The organism is Embleya sp. NPDC001921, assembly GCF_053594475.1.
This window is the reverse complement of the sequence record NZ_JBSFEO010000066.1, coordinates 25,212-47,623: the sequence shown is the minus strand read 5'-3', so window position 1 is coordinate 47,623 and position 22,412 is coordinate 25,212. Positions and strand designations below refer to the sequence as shown.

17 protein-coding genes and 4 pseudogenes are annotated in these 22,412 nt (G+C 70.1%); 11 read left to right on the top strand and 10 right to left on the bottom strand.

The window, feature by feature from the left end; translation table 11 throughout:
* The coding region (locus ACWCPW_RS46265; protein ID WP_449767643.1) for a condensation domain-containing protein at positions 1 to 1,979 on the top strand (1,979 nt) is incomplete at its 5' end.
* 157 nt (positions 1,980 to 2,136) lie between these two features.
* Complete coding sequence (locus ACWCPW_RS46260; RefSeq protein ID WP_449767642.1) at positions 2,137 to 4,524, top strand: ABC transporter ATP-binding protein; 2,388 nt, start codon at positions 2,137 to 2,139, stop codon at positions 4,522 to 4,524.
* Positions 4,525 to 4,847: 323 nt separating this feature from the next.
* On the opposite strand, the gene ACWCPW_RS46255 is transcribed toward ACWCPW_RS46260, so the two are convergent.
* A complete protein-coding gene (locus ACWCPW_RS46255) occupies positions 4,848 to 5,096 on the bottom strand; it encodes a hypothetical protein (protein WP_449767641.1) in 249 nt (82 codons plus the stop codon).
* 119 nt (positions 5,097 to 5,215) lie between these two features.
* Between ACWCPW_RS46255 and ACWCPW_RS46250 the strand changes: the two genes are divergently transcribed.
* The 3 genes and pseudogenes from ACWCPW_RS46250 to ACWCPW_RS46240 all read left to right on the top strand — a co-directional run.
* Complete coding sequence (locus ACWCPW_RS46250; protein WP_449767640.1) at positions 5,216 to 5,716, top strand: hypothetical protein; 501 nt, start codon at positions 5,216 to 5,218, stop codon at positions 5,714 to 5,716.
* 454 nt (positions 5,717 to 6,170) lie between these two features.
* Entirely contained in the window at positions 6,171 to 7,181 is a 1,011-nt protein-coding gene (locus tag ACWCPW_RS46245) for a winged helix-turn-helix domain-containing protein (protein ID WP_449767639.1), read from the top strand.
* Positions 7,084 to 7,695 (top strand): annotated as a pseudogene (locus ACWCPW_RS46240) (YidB family protein); the annotation flags it as partial. The gene ACWCPW_RS46245 and the pseudogene ACWCPW_RS46240, both read left to right, overlap by 98 nt.
* An 81-nt stretch (positions 7,696 to 7,776) precedes the next feature.
* On the opposite strand, the gene ACWCPW_RS46235 reads toward ACWCPW_RS46240, so the two are convergent.
* Entirely contained in the window at positions 7,777 to 8,094 is a 318-nt protein-coding gene (locus tag ACWCPW_RS46235; protein WP_449767638.1) for a hypothetical protein, read from the bottom strand.
* A 58-nt stretch (positions 8,095 to 8,152) separates the two neighbouring features.
* Positions 8,153 to 8,605 (bottom strand): amidohydrolase family protein, encoded by a 453-nt coding sequence (locus tag ACWCPW_RS46230; protein ID WP_449767637.1) that lies wholly within the window; start codon positions 8,603 to 8,605, stop codon positions 8,153 to 8,155.
* Between the two features lie 47 nt (positions 8,606 to 8,652).
* On the opposite strand from ACWCPW_RS46230, the pseudogene ACWCPW_RS46225 reads away from it, so the two are divergent.
* The 3 genes and pseudogenes from ACWCPW_RS46225 to ACWCPW_RS46215 all read left to right on the top strand — a co-directional run.
* Positions 8,653 to 9,225, top strand: a pseudogene (locus ACWCPW_RS46225) (zinc-binding dehydrogenase); the annotation flags it as partial.
* A gap of 88 nt (positions 9,226 to 9,313) precedes the next feature.
* The gene (locus tag ACWCPW_RS46220; protein WP_449767636.1) at positions 9,314 to 10,189 is read left to right on the top strand and encodes a thiamine pyrophosphate-binding protein; all 876 of its coding nucleotides are present in this window, start codon (positions 9,314 to 9,316) and stop codon (positions 10,187 to 10,189) included.
* Between the two features lie 345 nt (positions 10,190 to 10,534).
* Positions 10,535 to 10,945, top strand: a pseudogene (locus tag ACWCPW_RS46215) (thiamine pyrophosphate-dependent enzyme); the annotation flags it as partial.
* A gap of 822 nt (positions 10,946 to 11,767) precedes the next feature.
* Here the strand turns inward: ACWCPW_RS46215 and ACWCPW_RS46210 are convergent.
* Positions 11,768 to 12,376: a TetR family transcriptional regulator gene (locus ACWCPW_RS46210; RefSeq protein ID WP_449767635.1), complete on the bottom strand. Its 609-nt coding sequence runs from the start codon at positions 12,374 to 12,376 to the stop codon at positions 11,768 to 11,770.
* A 95-nt stretch (positions 12,377 to 12,471) separates the two neighbouring features.
* On the opposite strand from ACWCPW_RS46210, the gene ACWCPW_RS46205 reads away from it, so the two are divergent.
* Together ACWCPW_RS46205 and ACWCPW_RS46200 are read left to right on the top strand one after the other, a co-directional pair.
* Positions 12,472 to 13,512 carry an NAD(P)-dependent alcohol dehydrogenase gene (locus ACWCPW_RS46205; protein WP_449767634.1) on the top strand — a complete coding sequence of 347 codons (1,041 nt, stop codon included), beginning with the start codon at positions 12,472 to 12,474 and terminating at the stop codon, positions 13,510 to 13,512.
* A 200-nt stretch (positions 13,513 to 13,712) separates the two neighbouring features.
* Positions 13,713 to 13,844, top strand: a complete 132-nt coding sequence (locus ACWCPW_RS46200; protein ID WP_449767633.1) for a zinc finger domain-containing protein — start codon at positions 13,713 to 13,715, stop codon at positions 13,842 to 13,844.
* 712 nt (positions 13,845 to 14,556) lie between these two features.
* Here ACWCPW_RS46200 and ACWCPW_RS46195 read toward each other — a convergent pair.
* From ACWCPW_RS46195 to ACWCPW_RS46180, 4 genes are all read right to left on the bottom strand, one after another.
* Positions 14,557 to 14,898, bottom strand: a complete 342-nt coding sequence (locus ACWCPW_RS46195) for a hypothetical protein (protein WP_449767632.1) — start codon at positions 14,896 to 14,898, stop codon at positions 14,557 to 14,559.
* A gap of 74 nt (positions 14,899 to 14,972) precedes the next feature.
* Positions 14,973 to 15,524 (bottom strand): DUF6245 family protein, encoded by a 552-nt coding sequence (locus ACWCPW_RS46190; RefSeq protein WP_449767631.1) that lies wholly within the window; start codon positions 15,522 to 15,524, stop codon positions 14,973 to 14,975.
* Positions 15,521 to 16,978 (bottom strand): DnaB-like helicase C-terminal domain-containing protein, encoded by a 1,458-nt coding sequence (locus ACWCPW_RS46185; RefSeq protein WP_449767647.1) that lies wholly within the window; start codon positions 16,976 to 16,978, stop codon positions 15,521 to 15,523. The genes ACWCPW_RS46190 and ACWCPW_RS46185 overlap by 4 nt, the downstream gene beginning before the upstream one ends.
* A 908-nt stretch (positions 16,979 to 17,886) precedes the next feature.
* Positions 17,887 to 19,029, bottom strand: coding sequence for an epoxide hydrolase family protein (locus ACWCPW_RS46180; protein WP_449767630.1), 1,143 nt, complete (start codon positions 19,027 to 19,029; stop codon positions 17,887 to 17,889).
* A 135-nt stretch (positions 19,030 to 19,164) separates the two neighbouring features.
* Here ACWCPW_RS46180 and ACWCPW_RS46175 point away from each other — a divergent pair, with 135 nt between their 5' ends.
* Positions 19,165 to 20,151: a helix-turn-helix transcriptional regulator gene (locus ACWCPW_RS46175; protein ID WP_449767629.1), complete on the top strand. Its 987-nt coding sequence runs from the start codon at positions 19,165 to 19,167 to the stop codon at positions 20,149 to 20,151.
* A gap of 422 nt (positions 20,152 to 20,573) precedes the next feature.
* On the opposite strand, the gene ACWCPW_RS46170 is transcribed toward ACWCPW_RS46175, so the two are convergent.
* Both ACWCPW_RS46170 and ACWCPW_RS46165 read right to left on the bottom strand, forming a co-directional pair.
* Positions 20,574 to 21,359 (bottom strand): ABC transporter permease, encoded by a 786-nt coding sequence (locus tag ACWCPW_RS46170; protein ID WP_449767646.1) that lies wholly within the window; start codon positions 21,357 to 21,359, stop codon positions 20,574 to 20,576.
* 86 nt (positions 21,360 to 21,445) lie between these two features.
* Positions 21,446 to 22,090 (bottom strand): annotated as a pseudogene (locus tag ACWCPW_RS46165) (ABC transporter ATP-binding protein); the annotation flags it as partial.
* Positions 22,091 to 22,412 lie beyond the last annotated feature (322 nt).

Below are 22,412 nucleotides of genomic sequence, written 5' to 3'. Positions count from 1 at the left end.
TGAAGGTCCGCGGACACCGGATCGAACCCGGCGAGATCGAGACCGCCCTGACCACCGACCCCACCGTCACCCAAGCCGTCGTCATCGCGCACGAGAACCACCGCGGGGACACGCACCTGATCGCCCACGTGGTGCCGGCCCCCGGCTCCGACACGGAACCGGCCCGGCTGAGAGCCCATCTCCGCCGCATCCTCCCCGACTACATGGTGCCGTCGGTGTTCACGGTGTTGGACGCGCTGCCCCTGACTGCGAACGGGAAACTGGACCGGGCCGCCCTGCCCGCAACGGATCTCACCACGACGGCAGGAAGCGGCCGCCCTCCGCGCACCCCACGCGAGCGGGTGCTGTGCGAGCTGTTCGCCGAAACCCTCGGCGTACCCACCGTCGGAATCGACGACGACTTCTTCGTCCTGGGCGGCCACTCCCTCCTCGCCACCCGACTCACCAGCCGCATCCGCACCACCCTTGGCGCGGAGGTAGCCGTACGCGCACTGTTCGAGGCCCCCACCGTCGCCGAGTTGGCCGCCCGACTCGACGCCGGCGCGGTGCCTGCCCGTGCTGCACTGCTGCCCGGGCCACGACCCGAGAGATTGCCGCTGTCGTTCGCGCAGCGGCGCCTGTGGTTCATGTATCGCCTTGAGGGCCCCGGCCCTACCTACAACATCCCCCTGGCACTGCGCCTGTCCGGCGACCTCGACCGGGACGCTCTGGAGAGAGCGTTGGGCGATGTCGTGGCCCGGCACGAGACGCTCCGTACGGTTTTCCCGGAGACCGATGGTGAGCCCTTCCAGAGGTTGCTGGACGCCTCCGCGGTCCGGCCTCGGCTGCGTACCGCCGCGGTCGACGACGCGGAACTGCCACATCGATTGGCGGAAGCTGCCCGGTACGCGTTCGACCTGGTCGCAGAACCTCCCTTGCGCGCCGAGCTGTTCGTGCTGAGCCCGACCGAGCACGTGCTGTTGATCGTGATCCACCACATCGCGGCCGACGGCTGGTCGATGATGCCTCTTGCCCGCGACCTCACGACCGCCTACACCGCCCGCTCGCGGAGCGAGGAGCCCAACTGGGCGTCCCTGCCGATCCAATACGCCGACTACACCCAATGGAACCACCGGTTGCTCGGCGACCCCGCCGACCCGGACAGCCTCCTGAACCATCAACTCACCTACTGGACCAACGCACTGGCCGACCTGCCCGACGAACTCACGCTTCCCTACGACCGGCCTCGCCCCGCGCACACCTCGCACGACGGCGACGAAGCTCCCCTGCACATCAACGCGGAACTGCACACGGCGTTGGCCGAACTGGGCCGTCGCTCCGGGGCGAGCCTGTTCATGGTGCTCCAGGCGGGCCTGGCCGCCCTGCTCACCAAGCTCGGCGCGGGCAGCGACATTCCCGTCGGCAGCTCCATCGCCGGACGCACCGACCAGGCCCTCGACCACCTGGTGGGGTACTTCGTCAACACCCTGGTGCTGCGCACCGACACCTCCGGCGACCCCACCTTCACCCAACTCCTGGAACGCGTCCGCGAAAGGGCCCTCGCCGCCTACGCCCACCAGGACCTGCCCTTCGAACACCTGGTGCAGGCCCTCAGCCCCACCCGGTCCCCGGCCCGCCAGCCGCTGTTTCCGGTCAAGCTGGTGCTGCAGAACACCCCGGACTACAACTTCGATCTACCGGGGGTCCGGGTAAGCGAGATCGCCACGTCGACGGGAACGGCGAAATCGGAGCTCGGCATCAGCCTGGCAGAGCGTGAACATGCGGACGGCAACCACTGTGGAGTGGACGGCTTCATCCAGTTCAGCACCGACCTGTTCGACCGGGAGACAGTCGAGGGTCTCTGCGTGCGCTGGGTACGACTGCTGGAAGCAGCCGTACAGTCCCCCCACCAACCGCTGAGCAGGTTGGCGGACGCGGCGACTCCCATGGTCGACGCGTGCGACCAAGGCTTCCGCACACGTGCGTTCGAACAGCGATGAGCACGGACCACAGCTCGATGGAGCTCCTGCCCTTCCCGTGCCGGCCGGCCCCAGCCGTCCGCGGAACAAGCCATCCCCTGTGCCGCAGGGCGTCGCAGTGCCTCGCCGTGGCGCCGCACCGTGCGACGCCCGATCCCGAAAACCGGTGATTGTCGCGATGTCCTTGCCAACAGCCAAACGCGCCCACAACCCGGTGACCCGCAACCCGGGTCCTCGGACAACACCGCGTGCCCGTTCGGTGATCCCGGGCAGGCAACGCTGGGAGGTCGCGGGCCTGTACGGCAACCTCGTCCTCGCCCGACTGCTCGAGACCTACCTCAATCGGCACGAGAACATCCTCGACGCGCGTGCGAACCCGGCCACCGGGCGCATGCTCATCCTGCACGACCCGGAGGTCCCCTCTCGGGACATCGCCGACTACGTGCGAAAGGCGGTCGCACGGAGCCTGGAGTACGCGCGTACACACGCCAACCGTCCACTCACATCACCGGATACGGCGAACGGCTCGGCACCCGCTCGGCCCCAGGGGGATCCGTCCGCCCCAACGCGACGCGGCAAGCGGTCGGCAACGGTGGTCCGCGGCACGGTCGCGGCCGTCGCGATCGCGACCTGCGGCAAATTCGGCATGACATTGCTCGTCAACCCGCTCGTCAGTCTCGGCCTGGCCGCCGCCGCGACCGCGATCGTGGTCAGAAAGGCGTGGCGACAAGCCGACCGGACACCGCCACAGCCGGGTGAAACGACCCCACGCCGCCGGCCGCTCCGACGCATCATCGGCCGGCACAAGCGCAAGCTCGGCGCGGCAACGACCTTGTCCGTACTTGCCCAGTTGGCGGAGATGACGCTCTACGCTCTGGTCCCCTCGATCGTCCTGCTGCTCGCCAGAGGCGAGAGCACGATCCTGGCCCGGCTCGGCATCGCGGGCGTCGCCACCCAACTGCACGTCCTCGTCGGTGCCGCCGCGCTGGCCTGCCTCACCATGGCCGCTTTGGGCTACGGCGCCGACGTCGCCTGGCGCCGGCTGGGTCAGACGGTCGAGGACGACTGGCGCACCCAAACCTACGCCCACGTGCAACAACTGGCCCCGGCGGATCTGGAGAGCGAGCGCACCAGTCGCGTCAACACGGTGCTCACCGAGGACATCAGCCAACTGGGGAGCTTCGTCGGAAGCAACCTGCACGAGGTGGTCCAACTGGCCACCAGCCTCGCCGTGCTCATCCCCGTGTACATGCTGCTCGCGCCGCAACTCGCATGGGTCGCCTTCGCGCCGGTCCCGCTGGTCGCCTGGCTGTCCTTCCGATTCCACGAGCGCGCCGTCGCCGACCACATCGCCTCCGGTGAGCACCGAGGTCGATTGACCAACCGGATGGCCGACAACCTTCAGGCCCACACCACCATCAAGGCCGTATGCACGGAGGAACACGAGAGCACTCGCATCCGCGACCTGAGCCGGGACTACCGCGAAGCCAACAACGCCACCGATCGCAGCGCCGCGGCCCAAACCCAGATTCTGCGGCTGTCCGCCTGCTCGGCACTGGTGGGCACCCTGCTCTTGGGCGGCCGAGCCGTCCTCGACGGTCAACTTCCCGCCGAAGCCTTCGGCCCGTTGATCGAAATGCCGGCCAATGCCCTGGGGAAGCTGACCCGATTGGGTTCCATCACCGACCAGTACCAGCGCACCCTCGCCGCCCTGGACCGGGTGGAGAGCCTGCACGACCTGCCCATCGAATCCGGCATCGAAGGCCGTCGGCTCCCCGCGCAACGGGTCACAGGGAGGATCGAACTGCGGAAGGTGACCTTCGCCTATCCCGGACGACCCGCCACCCTCCGAAACACCTCCCTGTCCATCGCCCCCGGCAGGACCACCGGCATCGTCGGCACCACCGGAGCGGGCAAGTCCACCGTCGCCAAACTCCTCATGCGCTTCCGCCACCCAGCCGAAGGCCAAGTGCTCCTCGACGACGCCGACGTACGAGGCCTCGACCTGCCCGACTTGCGCCAGGCCATCGGGTACGTCACCCAGGAGCCGTTCCTGTTCGACAGCACGATCGCCGACAACATCCGCTACGGCACCTTCGACGCCACCGACGAACAACTCGTCGCCGCCGCCCGCACCGCCGGGGCACACTCGTTCATCACCGATCTGCCCGCCGGTTACGAGACCTTGGTGGGCGAGCGCGGAGCCGCGCTGTCCGGCGGACAGAAACAGCGCATCGCGCTGGCTCGCACCATCCTGCGCAACCCCCCGATCGTCATCCTCGACGAGGCCACCTCCGCCGTCGACAACGAGACCGAAGCCGCCATCCAGCACGCCCTGCAGGCATTCGGAACCGACCGCACCATGGTCGTCATCGCACATCGACTGTCCACAGTCAGAAGCGCCGACCGCATCTACGTCATGGGTTTTGGCGGCAACGTGGCCGAACACGGGACACACGACGAACTCTTGGCCCTCGGCGGCATTTACGCCAACCTGTGGAAACTGCAGGACGGACTACAGGCAACGACCTCGCACGGAGTCTCCACCACACTCCCCACCTGCTGACCCACACCTGCTGATCCGCAAGGCTGTGGGCGCCAGGGGCTTTCGGGTCAGCGGCACGACGACCGCGTCCGGCCGGTACTCCGGCAGGACTTCTATGTCTTGCCTACTCAGAGGGGGCGCGCGCTGAGTACAGGGGGCCGGTGGCCCATCAGGGGCGGTCTTCACGCGGCCGCCCCTCGATCGTCCGGACCTGCGGCAGGCCGGGTGGTATCGACGGGTCAGAAACACTTCGAATTCCCGGAGGCTTGTTCCCCAACGAAGTGCATCGGCTTCCGGAACGGCCGCGTCCGTGTCTTCATTGCGGGAGAACATCACGTGCGGCGTCACAACCACGCCGCGCGGCTATCGCGGTCGACCCAGCGCAGCCGGGTCTCGAACACCCGCAGCGCGTGGGCGACATGGTCGGCGTCGGTCCAGTCGACGGCGGTGGTGTAGGAGTCGAACGTCCGCTCGCGCAGCCGCCCTACTGGAAGCGCGTGGGGCGCTGCCGCGCGGATTCGTCGCGATTCGCATAGCTTTTGCGACAGGCATTTCGGCGACGGCCGAAAGGGTTTGGGCCCATGGTTCCTCATCACCAGAATCTATTCCAAGGCGAACAGCACGGCCTGGAAGGTCGGCCGCCCTGGCCTTGTGCCGCCGCCCACCGCTGCGGCTACGGGGGAGGGATCGATGATATGGGGAAGGGACTTCCATGAAACGTACGTTCCGCACGGGTGTATCCACGCCGGCCGTGATAATGGGCGCGGCCGCCACCATCCTGAGTGTCCCCGGCTCGGCCGGAGCCGCAACCGCAGCCGCAGCCGCAGCCGCAGAGACCGACTATGCCTCCCGTGTTTCCGATACCGCTGCGCAGTGCGCGTACCAACTCGTTTACCCGGACAACGGGCCAGGATGGGTCTGCTTCCAGAAGTACGGCGATATCCTGTATGTAGCAAGGTCGTACTGGGAAACCAGTCGAACTTCCGTGCAGTGGGTGAACCAACTCAAGAACTCCAGCGGCGCGTGGGTGAACTACCGGTCGGGAGAGTGCATCAACGACCTCGGCGCTCGCACGTGGGGCACGTGTAACAAGGACTTCTACGAGAACAGGAGCCACAACGCCCTTGGCGGCTACGGCAGCAGGATCGCCTATAAAGCGTGCAGCTTCAACAGGTGCACTGCCCTGAGTCCCTGGATCTACAACGACAGCTGACCAGGCCACGGCGGGGGTATGGGCGGGTCGGGGTGAAGCGCGCGGTAGGACTGGGCGCCTGAGCCCCGATCCACCGGTCGGTCATCGGTTCGAGGCGGGGATATGGAGAGGCGCCCGCTGAGTCGGAGGGTTCGCGGCGACTGGTGGTCCAGGACCTTGTCGACCACCTGCGGTGGCCGGCCGCCGAACCGGATGTCGGCGTACAGCGGCAGATGGCCGCGCGCATGGTCGAGGCCGGACGACGCGTAGCAGGCACAGCGAAGGACCCCGATCGAGCGAGCGAGCGACCGGAGTCCTGATGCCGCCGAACGCCGGGGCACAGCCGGCGCGGCCACCACAAACGGATGATGCGGGAACGGGCCGGTGCCGCCTCACCGGATTCGGCTGGAAGCCACCGAAGGGTCGACTCGTTTCGGGCTCGTCCGACTCGACAGCCGGGTGAAGACTTCTGCCGATGACGATGCGCCTTCACTTCACCGGCAATGACCTGGCCCGCACCCGCTTGGCCTCGGGACCCCGGCCGCTGATGGAATTGGAGATAGGTATCCGGTTGCTGCAGGAGCGGAGCCACCCGGTGCGCTTCGATGCGTGGCGACGACGAGCTGCGGCGAGCTTGCCTCCGCAACTTGGCCCCCTGTTCGACTTCATCCCCGCTCTTGGGCCGAGCGCAGGCTTCCTGGACCTGAGCGGCCCTGAGCAGCCGGCGGTTTTCACCGACAGACTGCGCTCGGTGCCGGCGCGCGCGATCGTGCGGGAGCTGGAGCAGTGGGGCACGGGGTTTCAACGCGTCTCGCAGTCGGCGCGTCGACTGCGACAGGACCCGTCGCTCATCCGCCACATCGCGGACGCCGTTGACAGTGCCCACTCGGGGTTCATCGCACCGTACTGGCCTCGCATCGAGCAGTGCGCTGCCGCGGACCGGTCCTGGCGGCTGCATCGACTGGCCGATCACGGAATCGAGCGGCTCCTGAGTGAGCTCAACCCGCGCTACATCACGTGGGCGCCGCCCATCCTGCATCTGACGACTGCCTCTGGCCGCGACGGTGACATTCACCTCGCCGGGCGGGGGCTGCTCCTGATCCCCACGGTGTTCGGTGCCCACTACCCGGCCTTCGACAACCCCGTCGACGGGCAGCCCTGGATCACCTTCCCCATCCGCGACGGCGCGGACAGCACCCTCGCTCCGCCCTCGTTCACCGCAGGCGCCCTGGCCGACGTACCCAAGTCCCTGCAAGCCCTCCTCGGCCGGACTCGCGCCAACGTGCTGTGCACCATCGCAGAGGCTTCCGGGTACTCGACCAGCCAGCTCGCGGCCCATGCGCACGTCTCACTTGCCAGTGCCAGCGAACACGCCGGCGTCCTGCGCAATGCCGGACTCACCACCCTCACCCGGCAGGGAAGGCAAGTGCTGCATACCCTCAGCCCTGCCGGGCAGGCCCTACTCGACTCCGTGGCACGGGCATAGGACGCTTCAGCCGACCTGGTCGAGCAGGCCCGACGCAGCACCGGGCGCGGCACCTGAGCGTGCGGTCGGGCGCCTCCTCCCCCGCCGTGCGGAGACGCCCACCCACCACACGCCGCCCCTCCCCGGTCGGGAAACAGGGGGAACAGCGCGCCACCATGCCCGCCCGCCCGCAACGACCTCCGAAGCAAGGGATCGCCGATCGGCGCACGAGGGCCCGCGGACGTTCGGTGGGAGTGGGTCGCCCCATGAGCGAACCCGTGACGCCCGCACACGACGCCGCCGCGGCACCGAACACCTGGCGATCTCCGCGAAGGACCTCTCCGACGCGGGCCTGGAACCGCAGTTGCTGTCCTGGATCGGCCCCGGCGCCAACGAGCCCGTCACCGACGCACAGATCACTGCGGTCGGCGAGGACCATCTCGCCCGCACTGCCGCCCGCCTCGGACGCGAAAGCGGCGAACTCGCCGCCGCGCCGGCCGCCGACCTGCCCCGCATCGTCGACGCGGCCTCGCCCGACGGCGGCGCGGTCTCGCGTCGGAATGTCGCTTGCGGCCGACGAACGCGCCGAACAGGTTGCTTTCGGTACCGCCGTTGGTCACGAACCGAACGCGGTGCCCGACGGCGCGCCCGCCGACATGGCGAAGAAGTCGACGACGGCGCGCTCGAAGTGCTTGGTGTGCAGGCGGTATTCGCTGGTTCCGCAGGGGCTTCCGGCGTTGTTGCCGTGCACCGCCGGGAACGGCGCCGGGTGCCGGTGGTCGATGTCCGGGTTGACGGGTGCGCCGATCGAGTGGGCGCGCTCGTCGCGCATCCAGGAAGCGAGGTCGTCCAGGAGGGCTCGATCGGCTGCGGAACCCTCGGCTGTGCGGGGCTCGTTCGCGATGGTCAGGTCCTCTTCGACGGGGACGCGCATGCGATCTCCGGACGGACGGACGGTCGGACGGACGGTCGGTCGGTCGGAAGTGGCGATGTCACGGGGGGCTTCGAAGCGGGCGGGGTTCGGGCCGGGTCGCGAGCGGGAGAGTCGCGTCGTCGGCTTTTGTGTCGTCCCGCATCGGCTCCGCGGTGTGCTCACGACGGCCCGCGTCGGCGGGGTCGACGTGCACACGGCCGTCCTGGAGGACGAAGTCGACGCGACTCATGGTGTCGATGTCGCGCAACGGATCTCCCGGCACTGCGATCAGGTCCGCGGCGCCGCCCGCGGCGATGCGTCCCAGCCGTGGTCTTCGCAGGAGTTCGGCGGCCGAGACGGTGGCCGAGCGCAGGGCCCGGAGGGGAGTCAGGCACGCCGACGTCATCGTGGGGAACTCGCGCCAGTTCTCGCGATGGGGGAACATCCCGGCATCGGTGCCGTACGCGATGGTCGCCGTGCAGGCCGCCACCCGCCGGGTCTGCAGGCTTTCGTGCCGGAAGGCCGGGGCCATCAACCGCCGCTGCCGATGGTGGAACGCGCCTTCCGAGGTGCCGAGTCGAGATCTGCCGCTCGGGCTACCAGTCCGGCTGCGTACAGGGGGAGTTGGTGGGGCAGACGATCGGCACCCAGGCCGAGAAGGCCCGCATCCCGCACGCCGACGGCACGCTCGTGGCCACCCCGGGGCAGCCGGCCCCGGACCTGATCCCCTCCCTGCTGGCCGCCTCCGACGTACTCGGCACCGGCTGGTACGGCGCCCACGCCGCCCACGCCGGCCCCGGCAAGACCGTCGTCGTCGGCGACGGCGCGGTCGGCCTGATGACCGTCCTCGCCGCCCGACACCTGGGCGCGGACCGGGTCATCGCGATGTCCCGCCACCCCGAGCGGCAGAAACTGGCCCGCTTCTACGGCGCGACCGACATCGTCACCGAACGCGGCGACGCCGGCGTCGAAAGGATCAAGGAACTCACCAACGGGCTCGGCGCGCACTCGGTCGTCGAGGCCGTCGGAACCCAGGAGTCGACCATGCAGGCGATCGGCGCCACCCGCCCCGGCGGGCATCTGGGCCTTGTCGGCCTCAACTACGACGTCACGATCAAAGGCATCGACCTGTTCTTCGCCGGCATCCACCTCGAGGACACTTCACGGTGGGAACGTCCCGGAATCGGCCGGGAAAAACGGCCGCCCTCCGGACCCTCATGCTTCGGGAGAGGCCCAGCCCATGACACAAGACCGTTCCCTCGACCCGACCGGTGCCGAACTCGTCTGCGACGTCCTCGTCGACGAGGGCGTGACCCACGTCTTCGGGAATCCCGGCACCACCGAGATCCCGTTCATCCAGGCCCTGGCCCGACGCGACGACCTCGAATACGTCCTGGGCCTCCAGGAGGCGACCGTGGTCGCGATGGCCGACGGCATGGCCCGCCTCACCGGACGCCCCGCCTTCGTCAGCCTCCACGCCGCAGCCGGACTCGGCAACGGCATCGGAGCCCTGACCAACGCGGCCGCCGCCCACGTCCCCATGGTCGTCACCGCGGGCCGGCAGGACCTGCGCCACCTGCTGAGCGAACCCGTCCTGGCCGGGGATCTCACCGGCCTGGCCGCGTCCACCGTCAAATGGGCCCACGAGGTCCGAACCCGCGCCGAACTGGGCGACTGCCTGCGCCGCGCATTCCGCCTCGCCCTGAGCCCCCCGACCGGCCCGGTGTTCCTGTCCCTGCCGATGAACCTCCTGGACGAACACGGCCCCACCGCCCCCGAACGCACCCCCGCCGGCATCCGCGGCGCCGCCCCGGTCGAGGAACTGGCGAACCTCCTCACCGGGACACCCCCGCACGAGATCGCCCTCGTCTACGGCGACGAGGTCGCCCGCCTGGCCCCGGACGAGGGCATCGCCCTCGCCGACACCCTGCACGCCCCGGTGTGGGGAGCCAGTTGGCCGTCCGCCAACCCCTTCCCCACCGCCCAGCACCTGTGGCGCGGATACCTGCCCCCCACCACCGAGGACATCCACGAGACGCCGGCGAACAGCCGACTGGTCCTGGTCCTCGGCGCACGCGCCTTCCTCACCTACTTCCCCTACGCCCCGGCCCCGTGACCGACACGAACACCCGCGTCGTCCAAATCAGCGACGAACCCGACGACCCCGGACGCACCACCCCCGTGGACCTGGTCCTGCACGGAGACCTGCGCGCCACGATCGCGCTGCTCCTGACCACCCTGGCCGACCGACCACGGCGCCGTGTCACTCCCTCGTCCCCCCGCCCGGAGACGGCCGTGCCGGCCGCCCGGGACGATGCGCTCGACGCGCGCTCCATCGCTCACGTCCCGGCCGCCACCGCGCCCGACGACACCGTGATCCTCGACGAGGCTCCCGTAACGACCGCCGAACTGCGTCACGTACTGGGCCTGAACCGGCCCAACCGCTTACCACTGGGTCGCCGGCGGCCTGGGCTGGGCCATGCCCGCCGCCGTCGGCGCGGCCATCGCCCACGCCCGCGACGGCAGGCGCGTGTTGTGCGTCGTGGGCGACGGGTCCGCCCTGTATTCGCCGCAGGCACTGTGGACCGCCGCCCGACACCGACTGCCGATCACCTACGTGGTCGTCAACAACCGCGAATACCGCGTCCTGAAGGACAATTGGCAGATCCACACCCCCGGCGACCATAAATACCTCGCCATGGACCTCGACCACCCCCGCGTCGACTTCGTCGCCCTCGCCCGGTCCATGGGAGTAAGGGCCATGTCCGTCGCCACCGGCGAGAGACTGCGGCACGCGCCGGCCGACAGCTATCGGGACGAGGACCCGTTCCTCCTCGAGGCACAGCTCGCGAACCCGCCCGGCCGCCCGTAGAGTCCCGGATCGGCCCACGGCGCGCGTCCGCCAACTGGGGCGTGGTCCCGGGCGACGGACACCAGGAAGCCTCGGCGTCCGCACCCTGCCCCGCCTCGCGCAGACCGCGCAGGTACCACCTCAGGGTGTCGGATGCGATCTGGGCCGTGACAGGCGCGAGGGTGGGGTCTTCGGCGGGGCCGATGCGGTGGTCGCGCAGGTAGGCGTTGAGCTGTTCGGTCAAGGCGGCGTCGGCGCCGGGTCCGTTCGAGTTCGCGGCGTCGCATCCATTGGCGGGCGCGGTGGAACTCGTCGCGGTAGACGCGGTCCAGGGCGCGGAAGGTGTCGCCGGCGATCAGGCGCCGGCACACGGCGCGGAAGACGAGGAAGTCGGCGGCGGGCAACTGCGGCCAGGGTTGGCCGGTCCAGGGGTGGTCCTCGTCGGTGTGAAGCGGCAACGTGCATGGCGCGCGGATCGGCAGCGGCAGCGCGTCGTGGAACTCCTGGGGTGGGACGAGGGTGACACTGCGGCCGCCTTTGCGTGGGAGGCGGTCCACGACGTAGTCGGGGTCGAGCCCAGGTAAGCCGAAAAGGCGCAACGAGATGATCTTGAGTGGTCGGGAGGCCGGCCACGCGGCTGCGTGTCGGTGCCGGGCTTCGTCGGCGGCGCGCGAGGATCCTAGGCCGGCTGCGGGAGTTGGGGTGGTCGGTCGGGACGTCGACGGGAGTGACCTGTGCACAACAGGCCCGTCGTTGGGGTCCGGGACTGGTGAGAGCGCTTTAGTGCCTGGTATTTGATCAAACTGTCGCGAGTTCTCCGTGTGACGGGTGTGTTGGTGGCAGTCATGAGGGGGATACGTTGCCTCTGCCGGTCGCGGTGGCGCTTCGGACGCAGTCGCGGAGCAGAGCGCGGCGCCGGTCGTGTACGTCGTCGGGTTCTTGGCTGCCGGCCGCATATACGTTGCTGACCGGTGACCAGGCCATGGACATGGCGATGACCATGGCCATGATGTCGAACGGGTCACCTGCGCGAACCCGCCCGGCGGCCTGGGCCTCGGCGATGGCCGTGAGCTTGCGGTCGTCGTAGTGCCGGTGCGTCTCGACGAGGTGCCCGGCAGGTCGGCGCTCCAGTCGTGTCCAGGTCGCCAGCCGGATGAGGTCGGGGCGGCGCAGGTATTCGTCGTAGAGACGAACGGCCCACTCCGCGAGATCGTCGGCGTCGATGGGCACGACGTTGGTGATGCGCTCCAGCGAGCTGAGGAAGATCGCGTCGAAGAGTCGCTCCTTGTCGCCGAAGTAGGCGTAGAGCTGTGCCTTGTTGGTGCGCGCTGCCGTCACGATGCGTTCGATGCGCGCCCCGGCGATGCCGTGCTGGGCGAACTCTTCGGTGGCGGCGTCCAGGATGCGCTGGTAGGTCGCGGCGCCTCGCGAGGTCTGGGGCTGTTCCGGCATGCCCGCCACCCTACCAAACAGAACGGTTTGTTTGCCAGATGCAACAAGTCACATTTAGACTGCGGCAGACCGAACAGTCTGTTTAAGGAGTGGGTATGCGAACGACCACCGGATGGCGGGCGGCCGGCCCGACGGCGCTGCGGCGCACGTCGCTCGAGCGCCGTGACCTGCGCCCGGACGACATCGCGGTGCAGGTCGACTACTGCGGCGTGTGCCACAGCGACCTGCACGCCCTGCACGCCTACGACCAGCACACGAAAGCGCCCCTGGTGCCCGGTCACGAATTCACCGGCGTGGTGACCGGGACCGGCCCGGAGGTGACCACCTTCTCGGTCGGCGACCGCGTCGCGGTGGGCAACATCGTCGACTCCTGCGGCGTGTGCGGCATGTGCGAAGCCGGACAGGAGAATTTCTGCCACTCCTTCCCGACTCTGACCTACGGCGGCACCGACCGGCAGGACGGGTCGACCACCCTGGGCGGCTACTCCCGCGAGTACGTCGTGCGCGACACCTTCGCCTACCCGCTCCCCTCCGGCCTCGACCCGGCCGCGGCCGCCCCGCTGATGTGCGCCGGCGTCACCGTGTGGGAACCCTTGCGCTCCCTCGGCGTGGGCCCCGGCAGTCGCGTCGCCGTGGCCGGCCTCGGCGGCCTGGGCCACCTCGCGGTCAAGATGGCCGTGGCACTCGGCGCCACCACGACCGTCATCAGCCGCACCCGGGACAAGCTCGACGACGCCCGCAAGCTCGGCGCTCACGACCTCGTCGACTCCACCGACAGCCGGCAGACGGCCACGGCACGCGACACCTTCGACGTCGTCATCGACACCATCCCCGCCCCTCACGACCTCGCCCCGTATCTGAAGCTGGTGGCGATGGACGGCACCCTCAGCCTCCTCGGGTACCTGGGCCCCGTCACCGTCGAGGCCACGGACCTGCTCATAGGCCGCAAGAAGCTCAGTTCCGCGGGCAGCGGAGGCCGCCCGGCGACAGCCGGGATGCTCCAATTCTGCGCCGACAACAGCATCGCCGCCGACATCGAAGTGCTCCCGTCGTCACAGGTGGACACGGCACTCGACCGCCTCCGGCGAAACGACGTCCGCTACCGCTTCGTGCTCGACATGTCCGACCTGGACTGAAGAGACGATGGGCCGGGCCATGCCGCGCGGGCCGGACAACGGCGCGCATGGCCCGGCACTCCGACCTCCCACAAACGGTCGGATGAGACACCGCCTCCGAGCCCGCGAAACGTGTCCGAATCGCCCCCCGTTCCGGTCGCACAATCCCTCGCACAACCTCGCGCGTGTGCGAGATGGTTCTGCGACGCTGATCGCATGGAATGGACCCGGATCGGCCCGCCGACGCGGTCGAGCGCCACGACTGCCCCAAGTGCGCGGCGCCGGCCGGAAGCCCGTGCCGCACCGCGCCGGGAAGGTACGTCTTCGAGAACGAGTTCGACCCCGACGCGTAGGGCGAGGCCGTCCGACCCCCGGGTGACCTCCTGAACGTCACCCGATTCGTCGCCACGCCCGCGTCATCCCGGGTGCGGTCGTCCGCCGCACCGGGGGGATTGCCCACCGTGACCGTCCCGGGCACGCCGAGCCCCCGCCGGGCCGTCTGGAAGGACGAGCTCGCACCGGCCGCCGAATTTCCTCGACCGTGAACCCGGCGATCTCGCGGGCATTCCCGCGTCCACCTCGCTCGGGCCCGGCGCAGGCACAGGAATGCGAGGCGGTGCTCAACTGACCAACACACCACGCCCGTTGACCCAGTTACCGACTACGAAAATCTTGGAAGGCCGAGAGGCGGACACGCTCGCGGCTCTCGCCAACGCACGACAGCGACAGGCTTCTTGGGCGGCGGACCGGGTCGAGGCCCTGACCGCGCTCGGGATGCGGTGGGGGGTAGCGGTTGTCGTCGTCACGGATCGGCCCGGCGTCCTCCGCCACGCCGGGGTGGTTCCGCCGGCGCGGGACGGCCGGTGGCGGACGGCGCCGGGCGTCGGGCGTGCTTGGGACGGGGCCGTCGGGTGTGGAGGTCGGCGTTCGTTTCGAGGCCCACCTGGAGTTCGTAGGACATCCGTCGTGAGACTAGGACACGCGGGCTGAGACCCTACAACGGCTGTAGGTTCTCAGCCTCGATGCCATGTGAGTGACCGAGTGACCTGTGGCTTCGGCCGATTCTCAACCGGATGGCATCGCTCCGGATTCTCGGCTGCGTGGCAGATCCTCGCGGCTGCGGCAGATCGGCCGGCAGGCGGGCCTGTCCCACGAGAAGGTCCGCGCCCGGCTCGCCGCCCGGAAGGCGGCCGGCGAGCCGGGCGCGGTTTCCTGAAAGAGCACCTCGGCCTCGGAGGGCTTGCGGGTGGGCCGCTGCCGTCCGCCGGCCACCTCGGCGGGCAGAGCCAAGCCGTAGCGGCCGTGGAGTCGATGTGCGCGGACTTCGGCGGGACAGGCGGGCGATGTCGGCGTCTCCGCCGAGCAGACCCTGCCGAACAGCGCGGCACCGTCCAGGGACCGGAACACCGTCTCATGATCGACCACAAACAGATGGCAGCCCCCGGCCGGGCAGCCGGGGTCCGGACGGCTGCGGACCGGGCCTACTTGAACGTTTCCAGCGCGGTGTCGGTGTTGTCGAGGGCGGTTGCCAGGAGCTCCCGGCCCGCCTTCAGCATCCCGCCCTGGTTGATGATGGTGACGAAGTCGACGGCCGGGTCCGCCTCTTCGAGTGTGCCGATCACGCCCAGCAAGATGTGCAGTGCCTCGGCGGCCCGCGCGGCCGCGTCCACGATGGGCCCGGTGTCCGGATCGTTGGCGAGGAGGAAGAGCGGCATTCCCACCCGCCGGACCTGCCAGCCCAAGAAGGATATCTGCTTGGCCGGGTCGTCCCAGGTGCCGCCGCCCTTCAACTGCTCCAACCATGCGGTGAACAGGTCCTCGCCGTCCTCCTCGGCCTCGTCGGCAAGCTTCGCCTGTCCCTGCACCGCGCCCAGCAGGGTGTTGAGCAGACGCAGCCGGTAGATGTCGGGGCTGCCGAACTGTGCTGCCCTTTCGGCGTGTTCCGCCGGTGAGTTGTTGCCCTCGTAGACGCCCAACGCGGCCAGAGCCGCGCCGATCTGTTCCACCGTCACGGGGATGTCATCGCTCTTCATGCCGGCACGCTACCTGTCCCGGGCCGGGCGTGGGGGCCAATGTGGCTTGCGGAACAGGTCGGGCAGGGGCGGGTAGCTGGTGTGTTCGTAGCGGGCGCCGGCCCGGGAGGGTCGAAGAGTTTCATCACGTCGGGGATCGCACGCTTGGACAGCGCCTGCGCGGCGGCTCCGACGTCGCCTTCGGCTGCGGCGAGTTCGTCTTGTACGGTGCCGGCGATCGCCCCGGGCAGGGGTCCTCGTCGGTGTCGGCGACGACCCGGCGCGCCTTCGACGCCGGTGCCGGCGGTCGGGCGGGGGTGTGCGCGGGGATCGCCGTGCGGTGGGGGCGGGTTCGGGGGGCGAGGTGGGCGTGGTCGCCGGCGTGCCGGTTCCGGAATCGGGAGCGGGGGCGGTTGTTGGGGCCGCGGGGGCTGTTGCCGGTGTGGTCGTGGATGTGCCGGGGGTGGTGGCTTCGGTGAAGTGGATGTGGGCGAGGTCGGCGTGCAGCGCGGCTCCGGCGACCGGGCCGAGTCCCGTTTCCGCGACGATCGCAACGCGAGTTCGCCCTCGGATGCACCACGTGTCCGCGTCGGCCAACGCCGCCACGACTTCGGGCCTTTCACCCGCGCCGGTCTCCCACACCGCCACCACCGGCACGTCCAGGTCCCCGGCCAGGCGGCGCAACACGGCCACGGCCTCCCGTACATCGGGGCCGACGGCGCCCGGGAGAAGGTGGTTGAGCGGATCCACGGCGACCGGGCGCAGGCCCGCGATGTCGGCGGCGGTCTCCCGGAGCAGGCCAGGGTGAGGTCGTCGCCCTCGTCCAGGAACAGTCCCCCGGCGGCCAGGCCCGCCGACGCGGCGTCGGCGGTTGCGCGTTCGGTGTCGGTGAGGGTGCCCGCGCGCAGCCTGCGGTGGTCCACTCCGGCTGCGGCGGCGATCAGGCGGGCGGCGATGTCGGCGCGGGGGCGGCCGGACGTGTACAGCAGCACGGCATTCGGCTTGTCGGGGTCGTCGGCCGGGGCGAGGGTCGCGGACAACACGGCGCCCGCCGCCAACAGGCCGGCACCCGCGCCGGGCGCGCCCACCACCACGACCAACCTGCCCGGCGACACCCCACCGCCCAGGGCCTCGTCCAGCGCTGTGGGGCCGAACGAGACCGCGCGTCGGCGGGCGGTGGCCGCCTCGGCCACCGCCGTCGCGAACCCCGCCACCCGACGCCGCACCGCAGGCGCCGAAACCGGCACGGCGGTGTCGGTTGTGTCGCGGGACGCATGCGCGGTGTCGTGGGGGGGTCCTGGGGGTTTCCCCGCTTCGGCCGCGCCCTCCCCGACCGCCGCGAGGGCTGGCTCCGTCACGGGGCCGGGGCGGCGAGGTGGGTGATCCGGGGCGGAACGGTAGCGCAACACGAGTTGCGGAGTTCCCTCGGCGGCGGCGCACACCAAGCGCCCCAGGTGCTGCCGCGCCTCGGTCATCGTCAACGCCGGCAACCCACCCTGCACGGCCAGGACTTCCGGCGAAAGCAGCGCCGGCACGGCCCGCACCCCGCCGCCGGAACCGTGGACCACAATCCACGCCCCGGTGGATCACAATCCACGCCCCGGCGGCGGCGTCGGCCACCGGACGCGCCCACCTCTTGCGCACGTCGTCGATACCCAGGCCGACCGCCGGGACCCCACCGGAGCCGGAGTCGGGATCGGCCGTTGCTCGCGGCCCGGGCACACCCACACCGGCACCGCCGCAGGCGATCAGAGCGCGTTCGCACGCCTGGCCGCGTGCAACGACCTCACGACCGAAACCCTGTCCAAGGTCGGTCAGTACCAGCGGGCGCGGACCGCCGCCGACGACCGTGTACGCGCACCACGGTGGATCGCCGCCGGCCTCCGCCTCGGCCCGGATGCTCGACATCGTGCTGCGCCACCCGAAGCCGGAGGCCACGGCCCAGCGCGTGACGCTGGACGCGGCCGCGCGGGTGGAGGCCACGGGTCGAGCAGGGCACGGCCGACGCGTTGGGGCAGTTGGAGCGGATCGGGCGGGCGGACATACCCGTGGTGCCGTAGTGCGGCCGAACCGCTCATGCCCGACCGCAGGGAGCGGCTGACCGCCGAGAACGCCCTGTACAGGAAGGCTCCGTCGTGGTTCCCCATACCGAGTTGCGTTACGCCGACGCAGCGCGGCAATCCGAAATCAGGGATCGGTGTTGCCACGCCGGGTCCCCGCAGCCGCATGCCGACGGGTGGATGCCCCACTGCGCGTGGGGCATCCGCGACGGCAGGGCGCGCCGATGTGCGCCTCCAAGCGCCGCCGGCGAGGCACGCGACCCCGGGGCGCTGGTCCGGGCCATCCGGTCGTCGGTGAGCTCGTGCCTGAGCGCGGGGCAGGATCAGTCGCTGAGACGGCGGGCCTTGGCGAAGAAGTCACCGAGGTCGGCGGCAAGGGCCTGGGGAACCTCCATGGCGGGGAAGTGGCCCTTGCCGGGGTTGGTCTCGGGCCAGTGGATGATCGTGTTCTCGCGCTCGGCCAGCCGGCGAATGGCGGGCGGGCCGACGTAGACACCGGTGGGGACCTCGGATTGCCCCTTCGGCCAGTGGAATTCGCTGTTTTCGTACATGAACCAGGAGGACGAGGCCGAGGTGCCCGTCAACCAGTACACCGTCGCGTTGGTCAGGAATTGATCACGGTCGATGCACTTGTCCGGACCGTCGACGATCACCATGAACTCGTGGAACTTGTGCGCGAGCCACGCGAGCTGGGCGATCGGCGAATCGTGCCACCCGAAGGCGAACGTCTGCGGCGCGACCCGAAGCAGCGCGTGATGGTCCACACCGCCGGTGGACCACATCTTCATCATCTCGTACTGCGCGAGTTCCCCCGCGTCCATGTCGGGCACGTCCTTCTCGGTGGGAAAGCCGAACCCGCCGCAGATGTGCACACCGACCACATGGTCGGGGTCGACGGCGGCGACCGCCGGGGCGAGGTACGCGCCCAGGTCCCCGCCGTGGGTGCCATATCGCTCGTACCCGAGGCGGTGCATCAGGTCGGCCCAGATTCGGGCCACGCGCGTGACGCTCCAGCCGGTGCCACGCGGGGCCGCGGAAAAGCCGAAGCCGGGCAGCGACGGGATGACCACGTGGAACGCGCGCGACGGATCCCCGCCGTGCGCGCGGGGGTCGGTGAGCGGGCCGACCATGTCCGCGAACTCCACGAACGAATTCGGCCAACCGTGCGTCAGAATCAGCGGCAGGGCGTCGGGTTCGGGTGAGCGCACATGCAGGAAGTGGATGTCCTGGCCGTCGATCTCCGTGATGAACTGCGGGAACTCGTTCAAGCGCGCCTCCTGTCGGCGCCAGTCGAACCCGCTCTGCCAGTACTGCGCCAACTCGCGCAGGTATGCCACGGGGACGCCGCGCTCCCAATCCCCACCCGGCAACTGCCGACTCCACCGGGTGCGGGCGAGTCGCTCCTGCAGATCGTCCAGGTCGGCCTGCGGGATCTCGATGCGGAAGGGCCGGATCGCGGTGCTCATGATTCTCCTCGATGACGGATGCGGCTGTCCCTGTCGCGGCAGATGTCGCGGTGGGGGCCGGGCTTGCCCGACGAGCGAGAACCTAACTCCGATGTAGGGCGGATCCTGTCCTAGATGGTCGGGCATGATGGCGTCATGAGTGACACCTCCTCCCGCCTGCTCTCCCTCCTGTCCTTGCTCCAGACCCCCCGCGAATGGCCCGGCAGCGAACTCGCCGGCCGACTGCGGGTCAGCCCCAGGACCATCCGCCGCGACATCGAGCGGCTCCGCGAACTCGGCTACCCCGTCGAGGCCTCGATGGGCGCGATCGGCGGATACCGACTCGCCGCGGGCAAGGCCATGCCGCCGCTGCTCCTGGACGACGACGAGGCGGTGGCCATCGCCGTCGGCCTGCGCAGCGCCGCCGGCAATCCGATTGACGGCATCGAGGAGGCATCGGTGCGAGCGCTGACCAAGTTGGAACAGGTCCTTCCCTCGCGCCTGCGGCACCGGGTACGCGTGCTGGGTGCGGCAACCGTCACGATGCCGGCGACGAACACGGCCGACGTCGACCCTCAAATCCTCGTTCGCCTCGCGGCGTCCGCGGCCAATCACGAGCGCGTACGTTTCGCCTACCGCGCGGGCGGCGGCGAGGAGAGCAAACGCAACGTCGAGCCCCACCGCCTCGTGGTGTCCGGGCGGCGGTGGTACCTCGTCGCCTTCGACAACGACCGCGACGACTGGCGCGTCTTCCGGGCGGACCGAATCACCGATCCGCGGCCGACGGGTACCCGAGTCGCCCCCCGCGAACCACCCCACGGGGATGCCGCGGCGTTCGTCACAGCCAAGATGTACGGCATGGCCCCCACCTACGAAGTCCTGGCCACGGTGCACCTGTCGGCGACCGAGACCGCGCAACGCCTGGGCGCCGCCCCGAACGAGGTCGAAGCCCTCGACGAGCACACCTGCCGCCTCCGCGGGCACGCCGACACGCTGGAATGGCTCGCCGCCCGACTGCTGATGCTGGGCTGTGACTTCGAGGCCCACGAACCGCCCGAACTCCGCGAATACCTCGATCGACTGAGTGTCCGAGCCCGCCACGCGGCCGCGGGAGAATCCCCGCCGCCGCCACCGGGGGCATGATCCGCCGTCGATCGGCCCCGATCCCTCCGGCATCGGGCCGTCGGCACGACCCGATTCCGCTCTTTCGGGTTCCTGAGTCGATCCGCTCTGTCGAGAACGCGACGTCCGGCGAACGAAGCGGAGTCTGCGACAACCCTTGGCGGGCTGGACGCTTCCCCTCCCCCGCAGATGCGCCGACCTACGCTCAAAGTCGCGGCCCCGCTCGGCACCGGTCGGCACGCGAGGCCCTCAGCGCGGCGAGTGGCAACTCGCGGTTGGGCCGCGTGGGCGGCCGGGCTCCCCGGCCGCCGCACCGTCTCACCGTCTCACCGCCGTCTGGACACGCGCTCTGGAGTGCCCGAAAGTGACCCCGGGCCACTGGTGCGTGGTGGTGAGGGTTGGGCCGGTCGCCCGGCCCGCCCCGATCGCCCCGGCCGTGGCCGTTACGCGTCGCGCCTGCGGAATGCGGCCAGCGCGGCGACGGTCGCCGCCATCGCCCACACGGCCATGACACCGATGCCGAGCCACGGGTCGACCTCGTGCGCGTTGAAGTCGCGTAGTCGCATGATGCGTTGGCCCGCCTTGTCCGGCAGGAACCGGGCCACCTCGCGCACCCCGGGTATGGCCGTGAGCGCGGCCGTGCCCAGAAACAACAGGGGCATCAGCAGGCCCATCGAGGCCATCGGGGTGCGCAGCAGGAATGCGGCTCCCGCGCACAGCACGGCCAACAGGGTCAGGTACGCGGCGTGTCCGAACGCCGTGCGCCAAGTCTCCGACGTGGTCAGAGAGATGTCGCCGGCGGGCATGACCAAGCGGGCGAGCAGCGTGCAGCTCAGGCTCGATACGACGGCGGTGACCAGGGCGATCGCGGTGATCACCGTCAACTTCGCGGTGGCGAACACCCGACGATCGGGCACCGCCGCCAACGACGAGCGAATCGTGCCGCTGCCGTACTCTCCGGCCACGGCCAGGACGGCGAAGGCCACGAGCGCCATCTGCCCGAAGTTGACGCCGTAGTGCACCAGGGTGAACGCGTCGTATTCGGCGCCGTCCTCCCGGCGCTGCCCCTCGGCGACGAACGCGCTGACGAGGGTGCTCACTCCGGCGATCACAACCACGGTCACCAGGGGCAGCCATGCGGTCGAGGGCACCGAACGTATCTTTGTCCATTCGGCCCGCACAGCGGCCGGGAACATCGCATCGGTCTCGACCATCCGCGCCGTTGTCATCGTGCTCACGCTCGGCCACCTCCCACAAATTGCTCACGCCCGGCGGTCAGCCGGAGATAGACGTCTTCCAATGCCTCGCCCGTACCGACGAATTCGTTCAGTGCGGTGTCGGCGAGCAGTCGCCCGCCGGCTATCACCACGATGTGCTCGGCGGTGAGCGCCATCTCGCTCATCAGGTGGCTCGACACGAAGACCGTGCGCCCCTCGGCGGCGAGCGATCGCATCAGGTCGCGGATCCAGCGGATGCCCTCGGGATCCAGGCCGTTGACCGGCTCGTCGAAGATCAGCACCTCGGGGTCACCGAGTAGCGCGGCGGCTATGCCCAGGCGCTGGCGCATGCCCAGCGAGTAACCGCCGGCGCGACGCCGGGCCGCATCGGTCATGCCGACCTCGGCCAGCACTTCGTCGACGCGCGAGACCGGTATGCGGTTGGACTGCGCGAGGTAGAGCAGGTGGTCGTACCCCCGGCGACGCTTGTGCACAGCACCGGCGTCGAGCAGTGCCCCCACGTGTCGCAGCGGCTCGCGCAGCTCGGTGTACTCCCGGCCACCGATCGTGATGCCACCGGACGTGGGCCGGTCCAGACCCAACGCCATCCGCATCGTGGTCGACTTGCCCGAGCCGTTGGGGCCGAGGAAGCCGGTCACGGTGCCGGAGGCGACCTCCAAGGAGAGGTCGTCGACGGCGAGCACGTCGCCGTAACGCTTGGTCAGGTTCCGGATCCGAATCATGTGCTTCGCTCCCTGAGGTGCGGTCGGGTCGTGGGGTCGACCCACGGGTCGGGCTGTCCGCTTGCCGCGGTGCCTCAAGGTTGCGATGTCGGGGTGCTTCGCCGGATCCCCCGACCGTGGGGACGGCCTCCCCCGCACGGGGGAGGTTCAAGGCAGCGCGACCCGGCACGATGATGGGGTGTTCCACCCAATGCACAGCGTGCGCCCGCCGCCCCGATCCGCCTGTCGGGAGCGGGACCGATCGAGTGGCGGTTCACGCGCGAAATCGACGGCGGGGCCGCACCCATGACCGCAATGGGTGTGCCCCGCCGCCGATTTCGCG